The sequence below is a fragment of the Streptomyces sp. NPDC055962 genome (assembly GCF_042270185.1).
Lineage (GTDB): Bacteria > Actinomycetota > Actinomycetes > Streptomycetales > Streptomycetaceae > Streptomyces.
Genome location: NZ_JBHJYN010000006.1, coordinates 188,261 through 208,577 on the forward strand (window position 1 = coordinate 188,261; position 20,317 = coordinate 208,577).

16 protein-coding genes are annotated in these 20,317 nt (G+C 70.6%); 8 read left to right on the forward strand and 8 right to left on the reverse strand.

What is annotated here, in order from left to right; all coding sequences use genetic code 11:
* The first annotated feature begins 63 nt into the window (after window positions 1–63).
* From ACFC51_RS19450 to ACFC51_RS19465, 4 genes are all read left to right on the forward strand, one after another.
* Window positions 64–1,434, forward strand: a complete 1,371-nt coding sequence (locus tag ACFC51_RS19450) for an extracellular solute-binding protein (protein WP_376529820.1) — start codon at window positions 64–66, stop codon at window positions 1,432–1,434.
* Window positions 1,435–1,457: 23 nt separating this feature from the next.
* Window positions 1,458–2,405 carry a carbohydrate ABC transporter permease gene (locus ACFC51_RS19455; RefSeq protein ID WP_376529822.1) on the forward strand — a complete coding sequence of 316 codons (948 nt, stop codon included), beginning with the start codon at window positions 1,458–1,460 and terminating at the stop codon, window positions 2,403–2,405.
* Between the two features lie 2 nt (window positions 2,406–2,407).
* Window positions 2,408–3,307 carry a carbohydrate ABC transporter permease gene (locus ACFC51_RS19460; RefSeq protein ID WP_376375927.1) on the forward strand — a complete coding sequence of 300 codons (900 nt, stop codon included), beginning with the start codon at window positions 2,408–2,410 and terminating at the stop codon, window positions 3,305–3,307.
* Window positions 3,308–3,410: 103 nt separating this feature from the next.
* Complete coding sequence (locus ACFC51_RS19465; RefSeq protein ID WP_376529824.1) at window positions 3,411–5,237, forward strand: glycoside hydrolase family 2 protein; 1,827 nt, start codon at window positions 3,411–3,413, stop codon at window positions 5,235–5,237.
* A gap of 74 nt (window positions 5,238–5,311) precedes the next feature.
* On the opposite strand, the gene ACFC51_RS19470 is transcribed toward ACFC51_RS19465, so the two are convergent.
* The gene (locus tag ACFC51_RS19470; RefSeq protein WP_376529826.1) at window positions 5,312–6,973 is read right to left on the reverse strand and encodes an RICIN domain-containing protein; all 1,662 of its coding nucleotides are present in this window, start codon (window positions 6,971–6,973) and stop codon (window positions 5,312–5,314) included.
* Window positions 6,974–7,409: 436 nt separating this feature from the next.
* Here ACFC51_RS19470 and ACFC51_RS19475 point away from each other — a divergent pair, with 436 nt between their 5' ends.
* Complete coding sequence (locus ACFC51_RS19475) at window positions 7,410–8,480, forward strand: glycoside hydrolase family 43 protein (protein WP_376529828.1); 1,071 nt, start codon at window positions 7,410–7,412, stop codon at window positions 8,478–8,480.
* A 138-nt stretch (window positions 8,481–8,618) separates the two neighbouring features.
* Here ACFC51_RS19475 and ACFC51_RS19480 read toward each other — a convergent pair whose 3' ends face one another.
* The 3 genes from ACFC51_RS19480 to ACFC51_RS19490 all read right to left on the reverse strand — a co-directional run bounded on the left by ACFC51_RS19480 (window position 8,619) and on the right by ACFC51_RS19490 (window position 10,916).
* Window positions 8,619–9,221: a DinB family protein gene (locus ACFC51_RS19480; protein WP_376368992.1), complete on the reverse strand. Its 603-nt coding sequence runs from the start codon at window positions 9,219–9,221 to the stop codon at window positions 8,619–8,621.
* Between the two features lie 82 nt (window positions 9,222–9,303).
* Entirely contained in the window at window positions 9,304–9,957 is a 654-nt protein-coding gene (locus ACFC51_RS19485; protein WP_376368993.1) for a Type 1 glutamine amidotransferase-like domain-containing protein, read from the reverse strand.
* A 71-nt stretch (window positions 9,958–10,028) separates the two neighbouring features.
* Window positions 10,029–10,916 (reverse strand): SigB/SigF/SigG family RNA polymerase sigma factor, encoded by an 888-nt coding sequence (locus tag ACFC51_RS19490; protein ID WP_376529830.1) that lies wholly within the window; start codon window positions 10,914–10,916, stop codon window positions 10,029–10,031.
* Between the two features lie 267 nt (window positions 10,917–11,183).
* On the opposite strand from ACFC51_RS19490, the gene ACFC51_RS19495 reads away from it, so the two are divergent.
* A complete protein-coding gene (locus tag ACFC51_RS19495) occupies window positions 11,184–12,374 on the forward strand; it encodes a PP2C family protein-serine/threonine phosphatase (protein WP_376368995.1) in 1,191 nt (396 codons plus the stop codon).
* Window positions 12,375–12,409: 35 nt separating this feature from the next.
* Here the strand turns inward: ACFC51_RS19495 and ACFC51_RS19500 are convergent, their stop codons facing one another.
* Complete coding sequence (locus ACFC51_RS19500) at window positions 12,410–12,901, reverse strand: MarR family winged helix-turn-helix transcriptional regulator (RefSeq protein ID WP_376530066.1); 492 nt, start codon at window positions 12,899–12,901, stop codon at window positions 12,410–12,412.
* A gap of 315 nt (window positions 12,902–13,216) precedes the next feature.
* Here ACFC51_RS19500 and ACFC51_RS19505 point away from each other — a divergent pair, with 315 nt between their 5' ends.
* The gene (locus ACFC51_RS19505) at window positions 13,217–13,609 is read left to right on the forward strand and encodes an STAS domain-containing protein (RefSeq protein WP_376368996.1); all 393 of its coding nucleotides are present in this window, start codon (window positions 13,217–13,219) and stop codon (window positions 13,607–13,609) included.
* Between the two features lie 17 nt (window positions 13,610–13,626).
* Here ACFC51_RS19505 and thpR read toward each other — a convergent pair whose 3' ends face one another.
* On the reverse strand, window positions 13,627–14,223 hold the full coding sequence (gene thpR / locus ACFC51_RS19510) for an RNA 2',3'-cyclic phosphodiesterase (protein WP_376368997.1): 597 nt from the start codon (window positions 14,221–14,223) through the stop codon (window positions 13,627–13,629).
* A 189-nt stretch (window positions 14,224–14,412) separates the two neighbouring features.
* Here thpR and ACFC51_RS19515 point away from each other — a divergent pair, with 189 nt between their 5' ends.
* Window positions 14,413–15,486, forward strand: coding sequence for a glycerophosphodiester phosphodiesterase family protein (locus tag ACFC51_RS19515; RefSeq protein WP_376529832.1), 1,074 nt, complete (start codon window positions 14,413–14,415; stop codon window positions 15,484–15,486).
* A 30-nt stretch (window positions 15,487–15,516) separates the two neighbouring features.
* On the opposite strand, the gene ACFC51_RS19520 is transcribed toward ACFC51_RS19515, so the two are convergent.
* On the reverse strand, window positions 15,517–16,689 hold the full coding sequence (locus ACFC51_RS19520; RefSeq protein ID WP_376529834.1) for an ROK family protein: 1,173 nt from the start codon (window positions 16,687–16,689) through the stop codon (window positions 15,517–15,519).
* Window positions 16,690–17,013: 324 nt separating this feature from the next.
* Window positions 17,014–20,307, reverse strand: coding sequence for a PQQ-dependent sugar dehydrogenase (locus ACFC51_RS19525; protein ID WP_376529836.1), 3,294 nt, complete (start codon window positions 20,305–20,307; stop codon window positions 17,014–17,016).
* Window positions 20,308–20,317 lie beyond the last annotated feature (10 nt).

Genomic DNA, 20,317 nt, shown 5'->3' on the forward strand with positions numbered 1-20,317 from the left:
CCCGTTCGTACCCGGGGCCCACCGCCGGTCCGGCATGAGCGTCCGGCCGTCGAAAGGTCCGCGATGAGTTCTTCGTTCCCTGCCCGTCAGGTGCGCCACCCCCGGGAGCGGGGTCCGGCGCACGGTGTCAGCCGCCGCGGGATCCTCCGCTCCGGCCTGGCCGGCGCCGGCGCGCTGGCCGCAGCCGGATCGCTCGCGGGCTGCGCCTCTCCCGCCCGGGCCTCCGGCGCGTCCGAACTGAGCGTCTGGGACCTCTTCCAGGGCGGTGACGGCATGCTGATGGACGAGATGATCGACGCCGTCTCCGCGGGACCGGACGGCTTCGACGTCGAACGCACCATCCTCGACTGGGGGCCGTCCTACTACACCAAGCTCGCCATGTCGGCCGCGGGCGGCAGGGCCTCGGACGTCGCCGTACTCCATCTCTCCCGGCTGGCGGGGTACGCCCCCGGAGGGCTCCTGGACCCCTTCGACCTCGACCTGCTCGCCGAATTCGGCGTGTCGGAGAAGGACTTCACCCCTGCGGTCTGGTCGCGGACCCAGCACGCCGGGACCGTGTACGCGATCCCCCTCGACGTCCACCCCTTCATCGTCTTCTACGACCGCGAGGCGGCGGACAAGGCGGGGCTGCTCGACCCGGCGGGCGAGCTGGCACCGATGGGCTCGCCCCAGGCCCTGCTGGACGCGGGCAAGGCACTCGCCGAGGCCACCGGGGGCTCGGGCATCCTCTTCGGGCACGTCACCGACACGGCCCAGAACTGGCGTCAGTTCGCTGCGCTCTACGCACAGACGGGTGCCTCCTTCACCCTCCCGGACGGCGGACCGCCCGACATCGACGTCGATGCCGCCGTGCGGGTCGTGGACTTCATGAAACAGCTCTTCGACGGAAAGACCAACCCCAACAACCTGGACTACAACGGTGCGATGGCCAACTTCATCGGCGGTCGCGGAGGCATGGTCATGCTCGGCGAATGGGAGCTGCCGACGCTGAAGAAGTCCGGCATCCCCCTCGGCGCCGGGCCGTTCCCCCAGGTCTTCGACCGGCCCGCCGTCTACACGGACTCGCACAGCTTCGTGCTCCCGCACCAGAAGGACCCGGACCCGGCCAGGCGCCGGGAGGCCCACCGCTATGTCGCCCAGATCATCAAGCAGAGCCTCACCTGGGCGGGCGCCGGGCACATACCCGCCTACCAGCCGGTGCTCGCCGAACCCGGGTACACGGCGCTGCACCCGCAGTCGTCGTACGCGGACGCGGGCGAGGTCGCCGTGCTCGACCCTCCGAACTGGTTCGTCGGCGCGGGCTCCAACTTCCAGAACCGGATGTGCCAGCCGCTCCAGGCGGCACTGCTGGGCAACACCTCCGCCGAGAAGGCGGTGCGCCAGATGATCCGCGAAGCGGACGCGCTGCTCCGGCAGCCCAACCCGGTGGCCTGACCGAGAGCCGAAGGAGTCATCCCGTGACCACCACCGCACCCGTAGGTGCCGCCGACATGCCGGCCGGCACGCCTTCCCCCGGAACCGGCGACCCCCGTCCGCCCGGCCGGGGAAGCCGCCGGCCCGGCACCGGACTGCTCTTCGTCCTGCCCTTCCTGATCGTGTTCGCGCTCTTCCTCGTCTGGCCCGTCGTCCACGGCCTCTGGATGAGCTTCACCGACACCTCACTCGCCATCCGTGACACGGCGTTCGTCGGCTTCGACAACTACGCCGAGGCGTTCGGCGACCCGGACGTGTGGAGCAGCCTCGGCAACACCGCCGTGTTCACCCTGATCTCCTGTGTACCGCTGGTGCTGGTGGCCCTCGCCATGGCGCTCCTGGTGCACAGCGGTCTGGCCGGCCAGTGGGTCTGGCGTCTGGCCTTCTTCGCGCCCTATCTGCTGCCCGTCACCGTCGTGACGCTGATCTGGACCTGGCTCTACCAGCCCGACCTCGGTCTGGGGAACCAGCTCCTGACCACGCTGGGCCTCGAACCCGTCGGCTGGCTCTCCGACGAAGCCGTCACCATGTGGGCCGTGGCCGCGCTCACCGTCTGGTGGACGGTCGGCTTCAACTTCCTGCTCTACCTCTCCGCCCTGCAGTCCCTGCCCACCACCTACGACGAGGCCGCGGCGCTCGACGGCGCCGGGGCGTGGCGTCGCCTGTGGTCCGTCACGCTGCCGCAACTGCGCAGAACCACCGTGCTGGTGGCCATGCTCCAGGTCCTCGCCTCGCTCAAGGTGTTCGACCAGATCTACATCCTCACCAAGGGCGGACCCAACGGCTCCACCCGGCCGATCCTCGAATACGTCTACGACGTCGGGTTCACCGGCTACCGCCTGGGCTACGCCTCGGCCGTCTCCTACCTGTTCTTCGCGTTCGTGATCATCGTCTCCGTCGCACAGCTCCGCTTCTTCCGGAAGGAGGACTGACCATGTCCGCCACCGTCACCGCACCCCGCAGGCGCCCTCTGCCACCGCGTGGAGCGACCGGCTCCCCGCTGCTCCTGGGCCACGGCCGCACACCCCGTGTGCTGGCCGGGACCGCACTGGCCGTCCTGGCGGCGATCTGGCTGCTGCCCTTCGTCTGGGCCGTCGCCACCTCCCTCCAGAGCGAGCAGGACGTCTCCACCCCGGGTCTGTCGCCGCTGAAGGGAGCGCTCACCCTCGGGTCGTACGAACAGATCCTCGAACGCGGCAATGTGGCGCTCTGGGCGTTCAACAGCTTCCTCGTGGCCGGCCTGGTCACGCTGCTCACCGTCGTCGTCTCCACCCTCGCCGCCTACGGCTTCGCCCGCGGGACCTTCCGTGGCCGGCGCGTCCTCCTCGCCCTCACCGTCGCCGCGATCATGGTCCCGCCGCAGCTGCTCGTCGTCCCGCTCTTCAAGCAGATGCTTCTCTTCAACCTGGTGGACACCTACGCCGCGGTGATCCTGCCCCAGGTGGTCGCGCCGATGATGGTCTTCATCCTCAAGCGGTTCTTCGAGAGCATCCCCCGGGAGCTGGAGGACGCCGCCCGGATCGACGGGGCGTCCGAGCTGCGGGTGTTCACGTCGATCGTGCTGCCACTGTCCAGGCCCATCGTCGCCGCCGTCGCGATCTTCGTCTTCATCGGGGCGTGGAACAACTTCATGTGGCCCTTCATCGTCACCAACGACCCCTCCCTGATGACGCTGCCGGTGGGACTGGCGACCGTCAAGGACGCCTACGGCATCCAGTACGCGCAGTCCATGGCCTCCGCCCTGCTGGCCGCACTCCCGCTGATCGTGGTGTTCCTCCTCTTCCAGAGGCGCATCGTCAACTCGGTCGCCACCACCGGCCTCGGCGGGGCCTGACCCCCGCGAAGCCCGTCCGTCCGCCGCACCACTTCCCTGCACCACCCTTTCTGCACCACTCGGGAGCGGCCCTCCGCCGCCCCGCCGATCGACTGGAGCACGTGTGTCCACTCACTCCGTACCGCGTCCGGAGTACCCCCGTCCGCAGTTCGTCCGCCGCGACTGGCTCAATCTGAACGGCCCGTGGCAGTTCGAGACCGACCAGGGGGACAGCGGACTGGAACGCGGCCTCCTCGCGCGTGATCTGGACCGGGAGATCCTCGTCCCCTTCCCGCCCGAGTCCGAGCTCTCCGGTATCGGGGAGACGGACTTCCTGGAGGCCGTCTGGTACCGGCGGACGCTGTCGCTGCCGTCCTCCTGGGCCGGGCGCCGCGTGCTGCTGCACTTCGGTGCCGTCGACTACGACACGACCGTATGGGCCGACGGCACGGAGGTCGCGCGGCACCGCGGCGGATTCACCCCGTTCACCGCCGACCTCGGCGACATCGCCGGCTCCGGCGACGACATCGTCGTCACCGTCCGGGCCCGTGACCCCCGTTCCGGCCCGCAGGCCCGGGGGAAGCAGGCGGTCCAGTACGCGAACCACGACTGCAACTACACCCGTGTGACCGGGATCTGGCAGACCGTCTGGGCGGAGCCGGTGTCCGAGGTGCACTTCAGGCGCCCCCGGATCACCCCCGACCTCGGCGGCTCGGCCTTCCACCTCGAACTGCCGCTCTCCGGCAACAGGCCGGGCCACCTCGTACGCGCCGTGCTGAGCGACGCCGACGGCGAGGTCAGCCGTGCCGAGGCCCGCGCCGACCTCGACCTCGCACCGCGCCTCCACCTTCCCGTGGAGGCGTCCAGGCGACGTGAATGGAGCCCCGAGGACCCTCACCTGTACGACCTTCGGCTCGAACTGCTCGACGCCGCCGGCGAGGTGGTCGACCTGGTGGAGAGCTACGCCGGTCTGCGCTCCGTCGGCCTGCGGGGCAAGGCCGTCACCCTCAACGGGCGCCCCGTCTTCCAGCGTCTCGTGCTCGACCAGGGGTGGTACCCGGACGGGCTGATGACGGCCCCGACCGACGAGGCGCTCGTCCGCGACATCGAGCTGGCGATGGAGGCCGGGTTCAACGGCGCCCGGCTTCACCAGAAGGTCTTCGAGGAGCGCTTCCTCCACCACGCGGACCGCCTCGGCTACCTGGTCTGGGGCGAGTTCGGCGACTGGGGATGCGAGACCGGTGGCTCCTCGGGCGACAACCAGCAGCCGGACGCCTCGTACGTGGGACAGTGGCTGGAAGCCGTGGAACGTGACTACTCGCACCCCTCGATCATCGGCTGGTGCCCGCTCAACGAGACGTACCAGAAGCTGCACGACCGCATCACCCAGCTCGACGCCGTCACCCGGGCCATGTTCCTCGCCACCAAGGCCATGGACACCACCCGGCCGGTGATCGACTCGTCCGGATACGCCCACCGGGTCGCCGAGACCGACATCTACGACGCCCACAACTACGAGCAGGACCCCGCCGCCTTCCGGCAGCTCATGGCCGGGCTGGACAAGGACGAGCCCTTCGTCAACGCCTACGAGAACGGCAAGGCCTACTCGCAGCCGTACCGCGGCCAGCCGTACTTCGTCAGCGAGTTCGGCGGGATCTGGTGGGACCCGGAGGCCGCCGCCGCACAGTCGGGCGAGGACCGCACCGCCTCCTGGGGGTACGGCGAACGCGTCCGGGACGAGGACGAGTTCCACGAGCGCTTCGCCGGCCTCACCGGCGTGCTGCTCGAGGACCCCGCCATGTTCGGCTACTGCTACACGCAGCTGACCGATGTCTTCCAGGAGCAGAACGGCGTCTACCGCTTCGACCGCGGCACCAAGCTCGACATCTCCCGCATCCGCGCGGCGCAGCTGCGCGCGGCAGCCATCGAGGAGGGCGGGGGACCGGTGTAGCCGGTCCCGGCACGGAGGCCGCCCCGCCAACGGGGCGGGGCGGCCTCCGTGCGTCAGCCGTTCCACCGGCCGGCTCAGCGCCGTTCGAGCCGCCAGATCTGCGGCTGGAGGCCGTTGCAGGTCCACTGCCGGACATCGCCCCCGGGCTCACGGGATCCGCTCGCCACGTCGAGGCACTGGCCGCTCGACGCGGAGACCAGCCGGAAGTACCCCCGGCCGACGTTCTGGAACCGCCAGTCCTGCGCCGCCTGGCCGTTGCACGACCACTGCCGGACGTCGGCGCCGGGCACCGCCGAACCGTTCTCGACGTCCAGGCAGTGCCCGCTGTTGCGTCCTGTGAGTGTGAAACGGCCCTCGCCGCGCGCCTTCACCACCCAGTCCTGCGGGCCGAGGCCGTTGCACGTCCACTGCTGGACGTTGCCGCCCACCGCACGGGAATCGCCGGCCACGTCGAGGCAGTGCCCGCTGTTCGCGTTCACCAAGCGGTGGACCGCCCCGTCCGTCACTCCCGCCGCGTCACCGCTTCCGGTGGTCCGGCCCGTCGCGAACCAGGGCCGGCACACGGTGCCGTCCCAGTCCGTGGCGATCTGCAGGACCTGCGTGCCGTCCGCCGACGGCACCAGCGGAGAGCTGTAGTTCTGGCAGTAGTTCACACCTGGATCGGTGACCTTCACGGGGGACTCGATCTCGTACCACGGTCCGGTCCCGTTCTCCGTGCTGGCCAGGATCGTCCGGCCACTGTCCGCCGCGGTGCTGCCGTCCCGGTTCAGCAGCCTCTGCCCGATCAGCAGGATCCTGCCGTTGGCCCCGCCGCCCGGTGACGGGGCCCAGGCGATGGTCGGCGCCGCGCGGAAGTACTTGCCGTCGACGGTCTGCGGCCGGAAGCCCAGATGCGCGGGGTCGCCCCAGTTCCAGCCGTCCGCCGAGGTCCGGTAGTGGACCACGCACTGGTACTGGCCGCCGGGATTGCAGATCTCGTAGCTCATGAAGTAGGTGGAGTCCGGGAGTTGCCGGACCACCGGCATGCCCGGCCTGTCGGAGGCCAGGCCACTGGCCACGACGTTCCGCCGGTCCTGCCAGTGGATGCCGTCGTAGCTGCGTACGGCGGAGAGCTTCTGGCTGTGCGCGGGGTCCGTCTCGTCGGCGTAGTGGCAGACCAGAGCCCCGTCCGCCGCCACGGAGAACTCCGGTTCCCACAGACCGCCCGTTCCCGTCGCGGCGGCGCAGGACGACAGATAGGACCAGGTGCGGCCGATGTCGTTGCTGCGCCAGACGCGGATGGCCATGCGGCGGTTGCTCTCGTCCTGCCCGGCGGAGGACGCCCAGAGCAGGGTTCCCGCGGGCAGGCCGCCGACCTGACGGGGAAGCTCGAAGAGCGTGGTGCAGCACAGGCCCTGGCCTCCGGCGGACTCCGGGTCGGAGACCCTGCCGACCTCCCGGAAGGTCGCTCCCGCGTCGGTGCTCTCGTGGAGTGCGCCGATGCCGTTGTTGCCGTCGAAGGTGACGACGCTCGCCAGGATGCGGCCGTTCGCAGCGCCGCTGTGAGCGAGCCGGACGGCGCGCGGGTACAGGCCCGTGCCGTTCCGCAGCGGTGTACCGGTCGCCGTTGCGGAGAGGGCTCCCGCCGGCACGCCGACGGCCGGGGCGGCCGCCGGCCGGGACGCCGGCGCGGTCGTGGGAGCTGCGGACGCCGTCGTGGACCAGGGGAGCGTGAGGACCAGGAGCCCGGCGGACACCGCCGCCCCCCGGACCCACCGCCTGGCCGGGGGAGCGGAACACGTGGTCCGGGTGCGGGCCTCGGAAGGCGCGGCGTCGGGGAGAGCTCCCGCGGGGGACGGGCGGCGCGGACGGAATCGGGGTGCGCGTAGTCGGAACACGAGGTTCTTCCTTCCTCGGGGTGCTGCGCGACGGACGGGCGGTGTGCGTGCCACCCGGCAGGTGCGGTTCACGCGCTGCGGGCAGGCGTCTTCACGGAGCTGTGCGGCGGAAGCCCGGTGAAGACGGGCCGGGCCCGGAGGCGAACCGGAGCAGCCGCTGCCGACGCGGCCTGGGCAGGGCGGGGGAGTTCCGAGCATTGACATGTTCAGGGCTAGTCACGAAGATGTTACGACGCTCTTCCATCGATGTAAATGTCGGCGTCGAAGCGGCGGCGGCCAACCAGGGAACGAGGCCATGAAACGCTTTCGCAGTCTGTACGGTGCCGCGGCCCTCGCGCTGTCCGGCATCCTTCTCCTGGCGATGTCCGTGTCGTCCGCGGGGCCCGCCAAGGCCGAGCAGACCAGCCTCCGGGCAGCGGACCCCAGCGTGCTGCGGGTCGGGAGCACCTATGTCTCGGTGCAGTCCACCGGTGGCGGCATCGCCGTACGGAAGGCCTCGTCGACCGCGGCGCTGGCCTCGGCCACCGCCCGGCAGGTCTGGTCCGACACCCGTGGCCTGGGCGAGGTCTGGGCGCCGGAGGTCGTCGTCGACGGAGGCCGCTACTACATCTACTTCTCCGCCGGCCGCGGAGCGGCCCACCGGATGTACGCGATCAGCTCGACCGCGCCGGACAGCGGATACACCGCCGAGACGAAGCTGGCCCTGCCGGACGACAAGTGGGCCATCGACGGGGCCCTGTTCACCTTCAACGGGCAGCGCTGGTTCGTCTGGTCGGGATGGGCCGGTGACACCAACGTCGAGCAGAACCTCTACATCGCCCGGATGAGCAACCCGACCACACCGACCGGCGCCCGGTACGTCATCTCGCAGCCGAGGGAGAGCTGGGAACGCGTCGTCGGCAACCCGTTCATCAACGAGGGTCCCGAGCCCATCAAGGACCCGAACGGCCAACTGCACATCGCGTACTCCGCCAACGGCAGCTGGAGCGACCAGTACTGTCTGGCCGACCTCAGGCTGCGCGCCGGCGGTGACCCGACCTACGTGTGGGACTGGTACAAGTCCAACGGCTGCCTGTTCGGTTCCAACCGGGCGACGATGATGTCCGGCTGGGACCCGACGCTGCACGTCAACGGCCCCGGCCACCACACCTTCGTCCTGCTCGACGGGGACATCGGCACGAGTCCTCCTGCCGGCCCGAGGTTCCCGTCGATGTTCCACGCGGTGCCGAAGGGCACGCCGTACGCGTGGGAGAACCGGTACTGGTACACGGGCTCGTTCACCTGGTGGGGCAACACCACCTACAGCCGCGCCAACGTACCCGGGCCGAACAACGACACCGGCTGGAGTCTGAAGTTCTTCGAGTAGGCCTGACGTCCCGCCGGGGCCGTACGCGGCGGTGCGCCGCCTTCGTCCGCCGGGGCCGTACGCGGTGAGGCGTGCCGCCGCCGAACTCGGCTCCGCCGCCGGTTCCGGAGCCGAGGTGCCGGCGGCGGCAGGGCGGGGTCAGCCGCGGCCGGCTTCCTTCGCCGTACGCTCCAGACGCTGCCGGTGCTCCGCCCACCAGGCCTGATCCTCGCCCGGAAGGCTGTCCGCGCCCTTCAGGTGCCCGGCCGCCCCGTCGATCAGCTCCCGCACGATGTCGGCGTGGCCCGCGTGCCTCTGGGTATCGGAGATCACGCGTACCAGGATGTGGTGCAGCGTCACCTCCCGGCGCTCCTCCGGCCACCACGGGACGTGACCGGTGTCGTCGAGCGCCAGAGCTTCGATCGTGCTGTCGGAGTGCTTCCACGCCCTGCGGTACAGCCCGACGATCTCTTCCCTCGACTCCTCCGCCGTGGCCCACATGTCCGCGTTGGCCTCGGCGTCCTCCGTGTACCACCAGGGCGGTGGCGGCTGCTCGCCGAAGAAGGGCCGCCCGAACGTGTCGCCGAAGTATCCGAGCTCGACGCCGGCGACGTGCTTGACCAGTCCGAGCAGATTGGTGCCCGTCGGGGTCAGCGGGCGGCGCACGTCGTACTCCGAGAGTCCGTCGAGCTTCCACAGGAGGGCGTCGCGTCCGTCCTGCAGGTAACGCAGGAGATCCGCCTTCGGGTTCGCTTCAGTCATGTCCGGGAGTCTCGCACCTGGCACCGACAGCCCGGCCCTGGGAGGATCCGGACGACCGGTCCGGCCGCACCGGCGGGCGACGTCAGCGGATCTCGGTGGTGCCGCCGTCGATGACGATGGCCTGGCCGTCGCGAAGGGGCTGATGAGGTGTCCCCGCGGCCCGGTAGAGCTCGGCGACCGCGCCCAGGACCTCGCTCTCGGGATGCCCGGGGGAGTCGATGTGCGGCACCACGACGTAGTCGAGCAGCCCGAGCCCGTCGCGACGGGCAGGAGCGCCGTAGGCCGTCATGACCGCCCGAGGGTCGTCGCAGCGCTCCAGGCCGTGCAGGTCGGGCGCGAGGACACACGCTCCGGCGCTGTAACCGGCGTAGACGATCGCGTCGCGCCGCAGCAGGTCGGTCAGCGCCCGGTCCGCGCAGCTGCGGGCGAGCGCGTGGCGCAGGACGAATACGTTCCCTCCGCGGACCCAGACCAGGGGGAACCGGCTCAGCGCCTCCGCCGCCCGGGCGGAGGGCTCGTCGAAGAACTCCCGGAGATCCAGTTCGACCGGGCGCAGGCCGAGTGCGGTGAGCGCGTCGATCTCCTGCGCGAGCGCCGCCTTCCGTTCGTCCCCGGGCAGTGCGTCGACCGCGTTGACGATCACGGCCACGTCGCCCGCTCCGGCCGACTCGTCCAGGAGCGTCAGCAACCGGTCCGGGGCGTCACCGGTGCGGAACGACGAGAGATACATGCGCATCCGCGAACCGTAGACCGTCCGGCCGCCGTCGAGGCGGCCGGGCCGGGACCCGGGAGGGCGGTGGGCCGTGACTACAGGGCGAGCAGGCCGGTGCGGAGCTTGCCGAGCGTCCGCGTGAGCAGACGCGACACGTGCATCTGCGAGACGCCCAGTTCGGCTCCGATCTGCGCCTGCGTCATCTCCTGGCCGAAGCGCATCTCGATCATGCGGCGCTCACGGTCGTCGAGCTGCTCCATCAGCGGGGCCAGGGCGTGCAGGTTCTCCACCGTCTCCAAGGCGGAGTCGGGCTCGCCGAGGATGTCGGCGAAGGTACGCGACGCCGTGCCCGTGGTCTCGCCGGTGCTCGTCGGCAGGTCCAGCGAGCCGGCGGTGTAGCCGTTGGACGCGATGATCCCCTCGGTGACCTCGTCCTCGGTGAGACCCATGTGCTCGGCCAGCTCCCTCGCCGTCGGGTCACGGTCCAGGAGGGTGGCGAGTTCGTCCTTGGCCTTGGCCAGTTCCACCCGCAGCTCCTGCAGCCGGCGGGGGACGTGCACCGCCCACGTGGTGTCACGGAAGAAGCGCTTGATCTCGCCGACGATGTAGGGGACGGCGAAGGTGGCGAACTCGACCTCACGGGAGAGTTCGAAACGGTCGATCGCCTTGATGAGACCGATCGTCCCCACCTGGGTGATGTCCTCCATGTCACCGCTGCCCCGGTTGCGGAAGCGGCGCGCGGCGAACCGGACCAGGGAGATGTTCATCTCGATGAGGGTGTTGCGCGCGTACTGGTACTCGTGCGTGCCCTCTTCCAGGACCTGCAACTGCTCGAAGAACAGTGTCGACAGGGCGCGGGCGTCCTTCGGGGTCACCTTGCCCGTGTCCTCGATCCACGGCAGTTCCCCGACACGCTCGGGCGCGACCTTCGCGGCTGACACGTGGTCAGCCGATATGGTCCCGGCAGTCAGTTCAGCGGTCATTTCTTTCCCACCCTTTGCTCGTGCTGAGCGCGCTTCCTGACGGGCCCCTTCCCTGAGTCGGAAGGCCCATGCGCGATGAGACCAAATTTTCTTGCTGTGTGGAAACAGTTGCCCACGGACATCGTAGGATGAGCAGCGCCGGCCACCGGTGCGACCCCTCGGGCGCGCCGCGCTGGATCGGGCACAGGCCCCGTACGCTGGAGGCCGACGGCCGGGGCCCCTCAAGCGGTCCGGTTCTCGGCGCAGCACGATGAGAAACAGGATCACGTGGACAGATTCGCTGCCGTCGAGCGGGAGCTGCGCAGAGCCGCACCTCATCTGCTCGTCGACGTCGTCACGGCGGCTCTGCGGAAGCAGTACGACGTGCAGAACGTGGAGCTGCGGCTCGCCGACTACGGCATGACCACGCTCCAGGTGGTGTCGGAGACGCCACTCGCCGAGCCGGTCGCCGTCCATGACAGCCCGCAGGGACGGGCGTTCGGGGCCCAGGAGCCCTATGTGGAGCCCCGCACCGCGCCCGGCCCGGCGACCGCGCACCTGCCGGTGACCGTCCGGGGCGACCGGCTCGGTGTCCTCAGTGTCACGGGTCCCGAGGCGAGCTGCTCCGGTGCGGCCCTCGCGGAGATGCAGCAGATCTGCGAGGCGCTGGGCCACGAGATCCTGGTCGCCGAGCGGGACACCGACCTCTATCTTCTCGCCCGCCGCGCCACGAGGCTGACCCTGGCCGCGGAGATGCAGTGGCAGCTGCTGCCGGGCCGCTCCGTGTCCCGCCCCGAGTTCTCCCTGGGCGCCCATCTGGAGCCCGCGTACGCGATCTTCGGAGACAACTTCGACTGGTCGGTGTCCGCCCGCCACCTCACGCTCACCGTCACCAACGGCATGGGCAAGGGGATGGAGGCGGCTCTCCTGACCAACCTGGTCGTCAACGCCCTGCGCAACGCCCGGCGCGCCGGACTCGACCTCCCCGGCCAGGCCAGCCTCGCCGACCAGGCCGTCTACGCCCAGCACCGCGGTGCGCTGTACGCGTCGGTCCTGCTGCTCCGCTTCGACCTCGCCACCGGCGAGGTCGAAGCCGTGGATGCGGGATCCCCCCGCATGTGGCGCCTCAGGGGCCGTGACGTCGAGACCGTCGGCTTCGACGCGCAGCTGCCGCTCGGCATGTTCGAGGAGACCGAGTACGTTACGGAACGGCTGCGTGTGGAGCCGGGCGACCGGCTGCTGATCGGCAGCGACGGCGTCTACGACGGCGCGTCGGCGGCCGGGGAGCGCTACGGGGAACGCGCCCTGGCGCGGTCGCTCTCCGCGCACCGGCTGCTGCCGTCCGAGCAGGTGCCGCTGGCCGTGCTGCGGGATCTGCGGGACTACCGGTCCGCCGTGCCGCTGGACGACGACGCCCTGGTGGTCTGTCTCGACTGGTTCGGCCGGCAGTCCTCCACCGGCGATGCGTCCGCCGTGTGAGGTGTGCCGTTGCCGCGTCGGGCGGTCGGCCGGTCCTATCCGGTCGACCGCAGGGGTCTCGCTCCGCCGCTGTCCTGACCCGAGGCCGCGTTACGGAAGGCCCTGAGCCCTTCGAGGAGTGAACGGCGTGCTTTGGCCGGCATGGCGTCGATCGTGGACATGAGCACCTGTTCCCTGCGCATGCGTAGGTCGGCGAGGTATGCCTTGCCGTGGCTGGTCAGCCGGAGCTCCAGCTCCCGTCGGCTCACCGGGCTGGGTGCGCGCTCCACCAGGCCTGTGGCCTGGAGGCGGTCGCACAGCCTGCTGACGGAGGGGGAGGCCGATCCCAGGGCCTCGGCGAGCATCCGCAGGTTGATGCCCTCCTCCCGGTCCAGCGTGTACAGCACGCGGAGCTGGGAGGGGGAGACCGGGCCGGTCGGGACGGCTTCGCGGCCGTGTTCCCAGAGGACTTCGAGGAGTTCGACGAACTCGGAACCCTCGCGGGCCGCATCCCGGGACCGGTGGTCGGGTTCGGGGCTCAGGCCCATTTTGATGACACTCCGATCCGGCATCGTCCCACTCGTCCGTCTGGCCACCGGACCGAGCAAACGAGCCGGGCATCCGATGCGGTCGTATGGAAAGCCAGAACACAGGTTCCGGGACACGCTGGTGGCCCTGAGTATCGTACCCCCGTCGGCAACAGCTTCCGGGACCGCGATCGGACCCACGGTATGTTTCCGCATGACAATAGTTGCCATGGGGTACGGTTTTGCAGTTGACCTACGACACGTGATCTTCCAGCGGTCACCGCCGCTCCTGCCGGGACGGCGGCCTCCGCCCACCGGCCTGGAGCACTGACACCCATGACGCACAGCTCGCCCCTCACTCTCACCGTCCGGCACCCGGCGGATTCGATCGCGGTCCTCAACGTCTCCGGTGAGATCGACGTGGACAGCGCACCCGTCCTGCGGACCAGGGCCCTGGAACTGATCAGGGAGGGGAGACCGCATCTCGTCCTCGACCTGGAGCCCGTGGAATTCTGCGACTCCTCCGGTCTCAACACCATGATCAGCATCCTGCGGTACGCGAAGGACCGCCACGGCTCCCTGGCCCTGGCCGCAGCGCCACCGCATCTCACCCGGCTGCTGGACATCACGGGGGTCGGCCACGTGATACCCACACTGCCCACCACGGCCGAGGCCCTGCGCCGTATCGTGATGCCCGCCGACACGCCCGGAGGCATCGAAACCCCCTGACCGGGCAGGGCGGACCCTCAGGGGGCGGTGCCGGTGCCGTCGCCGAGGGCCCAGGCCTCGATGTCACGGTAGTGGATCGGCCCGGTGCTGCGGCCGGCATTGCTCCCGACCAGGTGCAGACGTTCCGCGGGCCAGCGCACACCACTGAAGTCGGCGAACCCCGCAGCGACCTCCGCGGCCGAGGAACGGTCGCCCCGCCGGGCGCGGGCCAGCGTCAGGTGGGGGCGCAGGGGCCGGTCCGCGAAGGCGACGCCACACCCCTTGACCACGCGGCGCACATCGGCCGCGAGGGTGTGCAGTCCGTCGAGGTCACCGTCGATCCCGCTCCACACCACCCGGTCGTCGAACGTGCCACCACCGCCCAGCGCCAGGCGGAGCGGCCGGCGGGCCGCCGCGAGGCCGGCGAGAGGCGGACGCAGGAGCGGAACGGCCGTGGCGGGAAGCTCCCCGAGGAACGCCAGCGTGATGTGCCAGTCCTCGATGCGGTTCCACCGCATCCGGGGGTGCGTGTCATAGGCGGGGCGCAGCACCCGGGCGAGTTCCTCCTTCGCGTCGTCGGGCGGGGCGAGGGCGATGAACACGCGAACGGTCGCGGACTGGTTCTGTTCGTTCACACACGACTTCGTACCATCCGCGCGAACGGGGCGAACGCCCAGGTCGGGACTCCCGCGGCCGGAGCCGGCGCCCAGGCCCGCAGAGGCGTTCCGCGGACATTCACCGACTCCTCACACGCGGTCCTCGTGCGGGCCGGATCCGCAGGATTGGCTTGCCGGCGTCCTTCCCGTGCGACAGACGAGGCCCCCATGTCCCTGAGGCACACAGCCGCCGCCCTGGCCCTGCTCCCCGCCCTCGTTCTCCCGGCGACGGCCCAGGCAGCCGGGGCTCCCGCCGAGCACGGGTCGGCCCCGCGGCCGGTGTTCGACCTGCAGGCCCATCGCGGAGGCCTCGGACTCACCACGGAGGAGTCCCTCGAGGGCTTCGGCAAGGCGCTGCGCCTCGGTGTCAGCACCTTGGAGCTGGACACCCAGATCACCAGGGACCGCCGAGTGGTCGTGAACCACGACCGGCAGGTCAGCGCCCAGAAGTGCCAGGACACCGGTCCGCTGACGTCCGGCGACCCGATGTACCCGTACGTCGGCAGGTACATCAAGGACCTGACGCTCGCTCAGATCAGGACCATGGACTGCGGCTATCAGCAGCTTCCCGGCTATCCGGAGCAGGAGCAGGTCAAGGGCTTCCGCATGGTCGAACTCAGGGACGTCCTCGACCTGGTGAAGAGCTACGGGGCCAAGCGCGTCAAGCTGAACATCGAGACGAAGGTGGAGGCGGGAGCCCCCGAGCAGACCGCGCCGCGGAAGCTGTTCGTACGCCGTGTCTTCGAGGAGATCCACCGTTCCGGCATCGAGAAGCAGGTCTCCGTCCAGTCCTTCGACTGGGGTGCACTGAAGGAGATGCACCGGCTCGCGCCGTCCTACCCGCTGGTGGCGCTGACGAACTACGACTTCCTCCAGGTGGGGAAGGAGGGAGCGTCCCCCTGGCTCGGCGGGATCGACGCCGACGACTACGACGGTGACTTCGTCAGGGCCGCCGCAACGATCCCCGGTGTGACCGCACTCTCCCCGAACTACGGATTCCCGCAGAACGGAACGGTCGGGGAGCCCGGATTCCGGTTCTACCCCGACACGAAGATGGTCCACGACGCACACCGGCGCGGGCTGAAGGTCATCCCCTGGACCTGTGACGACCCCGCCACCGTCGAGGCACTCATGGACATGGGGATCGACGGGATCATCACCGACTACCCCGACCGGGTGCGGGACATCATGGCTGCCCGCGGAATGCGCCTGCCCACACCGTATCCGCTGCCGCGCCGCTGACGGACCACGGGCACGTCCCCCCAGCTGTCCTCAGCTCTCCTCGCCGAACGCGAGCTCACTGGCGAGGAACGCCGCGCCCACCACTCCGGCCCGGGGCCCCAGCTCGGACATGACGATCGGAAGATTCCCGGTGGCAAGGGGGAGCGACCGCTTGTACACGACGCTGCGGATCTCGGCGAGCAGTGGATAGCCGAGACCGGTCAGGCCTCCGCCGATCACGATCATCGACGGGTTCATGAAGCTGACGAGGGTGGCGAGGACCTGCCCGACCCGGTGCCCCCCGGCCCGTACGAGGGTGACGCTCGTGGTGTCGCCGCCGGACGCGCACTCCGCGACGTCCAGCGCGGTCAGCGCCCCGCGGGCGGCCAGCCTCTCGGCGAGAGCGGGGGACCGGCCGGACCTCGCGGCCTCCGTGGCGTCCCTGGCCAGTGCCGCCCCGCCGAAGTAGGCCTCGAGGCAGCCGGTGTTCCCGCAGGAGCAGACGGGACCGTCCGCCTCGGCATCCACCTGGACGTGCCCGATGTCCCCGGCGCACCCCTCCGCCCCCCGGTAGATACGGCCGTGGTGCTGCATGCCCGAGCCGATGCCGCTGCCGATCTTCACGAAGAGCAGATGGTCGACGGTCTTCGCGACCCCGCTGTGTCGCTCCCCGATCGACATCACGTTGACGTCGTTGTCGACGACGACGGGGCATCCGTGCGCACGGGCGAGGGTGTCGCGTACCGGGAAGCGGTTCCACCCCACCATGATCGGCGGCGAGACGGGGACACCCTCCCGGAAGCTGACCGGACCGGGCAGACCTATACCGATCGCGTCGAGCCGCGTGTAGTTCCCCTCGGCGGCCAGCGCACGGAGCAGCTCGCTGATGCGGCCGAGCACGGCGACCGGCCCCGACCTGATGTCGGCGGGCTCCGAGCAGGAGGCCACCGGCGTGAGCGTGCCGTCGGTGATCTCGATGTCGACGGAGCTGGCCCCCAGGTCGACGGCGGCGAACCGAAGGCCCGGGTCGAGCCGGACGAGGGTCGAGCGCCGCCCGCCGCGCGACGCCGCGGGGCCCGCCTCACCGACCCGCCGAGCGGCGACCAGACGGTCGAGCTCACCGAGCAGCCGCGGGCGCGGGACGTCCAGCCGGTCCGCGAGCTGGGCGCGGGACATCGGGCCGTTCTCACGCAGCAGACTCAGCACGCGGTACTGGAGGTTCATGGGCTCACTTCCTCTGGGCGCCCCGCACGCGTTCGGCAACGGTCCGCGAGGCGGGACGCGCGGACGGGGGAGCGGTACGGGGCCGCGTGCCGTGCGGTCCGGGCCCCACCTGCCGACGGCGGATCCGCTGTACACGGGCGGCTTGCGGCAACTTTTTCACAGAGCGCCGAAAGGTGTCGCCCTGTTGAGGGAACGCAGGCAGGCGGGACGGGTGCGGCCGGATCGGACCCCGTGCCCGCCGGGCGCCGGATCCGGAAACCCCGCGCCCGGACGGGCACAGGAATGCCCCGCCGGTGAGAGCGGGGCAACCCTGTCCTCCCCGCGTCAGCGGGCGGTCCCTCCCTTCAACGCCCGGGCATCCCGTCCCAGCGCGGCGCCTGCCGCGCCGTCCGGCACCAGGGATGCGTCGGCCGCGTAGGTGGCGAACGACTCCAGCACGGCCGCGGCCTGGCCGGCACGGCCCGCATCGGCGTGCGCCTCGGCCTGGCCGAGCCGTACCGTCAGCCGCTGCTCGCCCTGCGTGGTGACCAGGCCGTCGGAGCTCAACCGGCTGATGAGCGCGCGGATGTCCGCGTAGGAGGTACGGGTGGTGAAGGCCACCGTCTTCGTGGTGGTGTTGCCCGCCCTGTCCCGGGCCCGGACCGTGAGGTCGTGGTTCCCCAGCGGAAGCCGCCAGAGCTCGAGCGCCTGGCCGGAGGTGACGCCCCCGCCGTCCAGCGTGGCCGTCGCGGAGGCCCCGCCGGAGACCGCGTCCGCCGCCGAGAAGACGGGCGCCGGGCGTTCGGAGTCCCCGTGGACGCCCCCGATCCCGGTCACCGCCACCGTGGGTCCGGTGCGGTCGATCCGTACGGTGAGCGAGCCCGTCTCCGAGACGTTGCCGCCGTTGTCGGTGGCGCGGTAGCGGACGGTGGTGGCTCCCTCCGCGGAGAGGGTGACCGCCGCGTCGGCCGGCTTCCAGGTGGTCCCGTTGTCGACCGAGTACTGACGGGTGGCCACGGTGCCGTTGTCGGTCGCCGTGACCGTGAGGGTCACGTTTCCGGTGTACCAGCCGTCGTCACCGTCTGGCCGGGGCGGATTGAGGGTGGCGGTGGCCTTGGGGGCGGTCTTGTCCGCGACACCCGCGCCCTGGAAGGTCAGCGAGTCCAGCTCGACTCCACCTGAGCTGGTGACGAAGAGCTCGCCCGTCCCCGACGGGGCGTCCGGCAGAGCGGTGGCGACCGTCTGCCAGTCCTCTCCCGCCGGGACCTGCACCGTCGCGAACGGCTCGGCGCCGGCGGACTCCCACCGCAGCGACAGGGTTCCGGCGCCCCTTGCCCGGGTCTTGACCCCGCTGATCCCGGAGAACGACACCGGGTCGTACGCGACCCAGTCACCCGCGTCGAAGGAGGTCAGTTTGCGCTGTCCGGACGCCGTGGTGTCGTCCGTGATCGTGACACCCTCCGAGGAGTCGTGGTGCTCGCCCTGCATGAGCGCGGGGTTGAGCACCACCTGGGCGTCACCGGTCGCGGGAGGGACGCCGCCCGCGCCCTTGTCGGTGTAGGTGATCCCGAGGACACCGAAGACGTTCTCCGTGTCACCGTGCCCCGCGTCGGGCGGGGTCACGACGGCCCCCGAGCAGCCGGTGCCGCTGTTGACGGGGTGCCCGTGCTGGTTGTGTCCGAGACCGAAGGTCCAGGCGACCTTGGCACAGTCCGGCGTGGATCCGTCCTCCGGGTCCTCGACGGCGGTGCCGTAGGGCACCGCGTCACCCCAGTTGAAGAATCCGCCGTCGGGCGGGGAGGTGATCCGCACGGTCGGCGCGGTGTTGCCCACGGTGATCTGACGGCTCGACAGCCCGGTCTTGCCCTGGGGGTCGGTGACCTTGAGCCTCGCCTGGAACTGCCCGTTCTCCGGATACGTACGCGTGACCGAGGGTCCGTCGGCGTCGAAGGTGCCGTCACCGTCGAGATCCCACTGGTACGTGAGCGCGCCGTTCTCCGGGTCGCTGGACCCGGTGGCGCTGAAGGAGACCTCGAGGGGTGCCTGGCCGGACGTCCTGTCGGCCTCGATGACCGCGGTGGGCGCCTTGTTGCCCTCGGCGTAGTCGATCCGGTAGAGACCCGCGTCAGGGTTCTGGCGGAAGAAGCCGTCGCCGTAGTCGAGGACGTAGAGCGCACCGTCCGGACCGAACTCCAGGTCCATCGGGTTGTCCCACGGCGGTATGCCGTTCTGCGAGCGCTCGCTGTTGGGCAGCACGTTCTCCAGTTTGCTGATGGGGCCGTCCGGCCCGTCGAGCGTGAGAGCGGCGACGTAGTCCTGGGAGAACTCCGCGAAGAACGCCTTGCCGTCCCAGTACTCCGGGAACTTCCCCGGCGACGCGTTGTCCGCGTCGTAGTGGTAGACCGGACCACCCATCGGTGCCTGGCCACCCGGACCGCCGGGGCCCCGGAAGGCGGTCAGCTCGGGCCAGGGCTGGTCGGTGTCCTTGTCGCCGTACCAGAGGGTGGCCGGCGCGGCAGCGGGCAGCTCGCTCAGACCGGTGTTCCAGCGGGAGTCGTTCACCGGCGCCGCGCAGTCGAAGGCGGGGCCGGGGGTGAGGGTGGCGAAGTCGAAGTCCCGGTACGGCTTGCTGTTGTCACCCGTGCAGTACGGCCAGCCGCTGTTCAACGGTTTGGTCGTGCTCTGCCACTCGACGTAGCCCATCGGCCCGCGGTTCGGGTCTGCCGTACCGGCGTCGGGACCGTAGTCGCCCCACATCACGGCGTTCGTCCGCGGGTCCACCGCGAGGCGGAACGGATTGCGCAGGCCCATCACGAAGATCTCGGGCCGGGTCTTCGCCGTGCCCGGCGCGAAGAGGTTCCCCTCCGGAACGGTGTAACTGCCGTCCTCCCGGACGGCGATCCGCAGGATCTTGCCGCGCAGGTCGTTCGTGTTGCCCGCGCCCCTGCGCTCGTCGAGCCCCGGGTTGTAGCCCGCGGCGTCGTTGATCGGCGTGTATCCGTTGACGTTCGGGCCCGACGCCGGGGTGTTCCCGCCGGTGGCCAGGTAGAGGTTGCCGTCCCCGTCGAAATCGACGTCACCCGCGACGTGGCAGCACTGGCCGCGGTTGGTGTCGACCCGGATGATCTCCTGTGCGGTGGAGAGGTCGAGCTTGTCGCCGGTCCACTTGAAGCGGGTCAGGGTGTCGTACCCCTCCCACTGCTTCCAGTACGCGTCCGTCTGACCGGCCGGCAGCTGCTGCGGCGCGGAGCCGGCCGGGGTCTTCAGCGGCGGCGAGTAGTAGAGGTAGACCCACTTGTTGGAGGCGAAGTCGGGGTCGAGTGTGACCGTCTGGAGCCCCATCTCGGAGTTCTGGTACACGTCGACGTGGTTGACGACCTTCGTCACACCGCTGCCGGGGTCGGTGAGCCGCACATCGCCGTTGCGGGCGGTGTGCAGGACACGGCTGTCGGGCAGTACGGCGAGGTCGATCGGCTCGCCGGTGTCCTTGGTGAGGGTGGCCTTCTCGTAGTTCGACCAGTCCAGTGCGTGTTCGTGGCCCGGGTGCGCCCGGGCGGCGGGCGCCACGGCCACGCTGCCCAGGGCGGGCAGGGCCATGAGCAGGGCACCGGTGATCAGGCGTCTCAAGGTGCGTTGCACGGTGATGCGT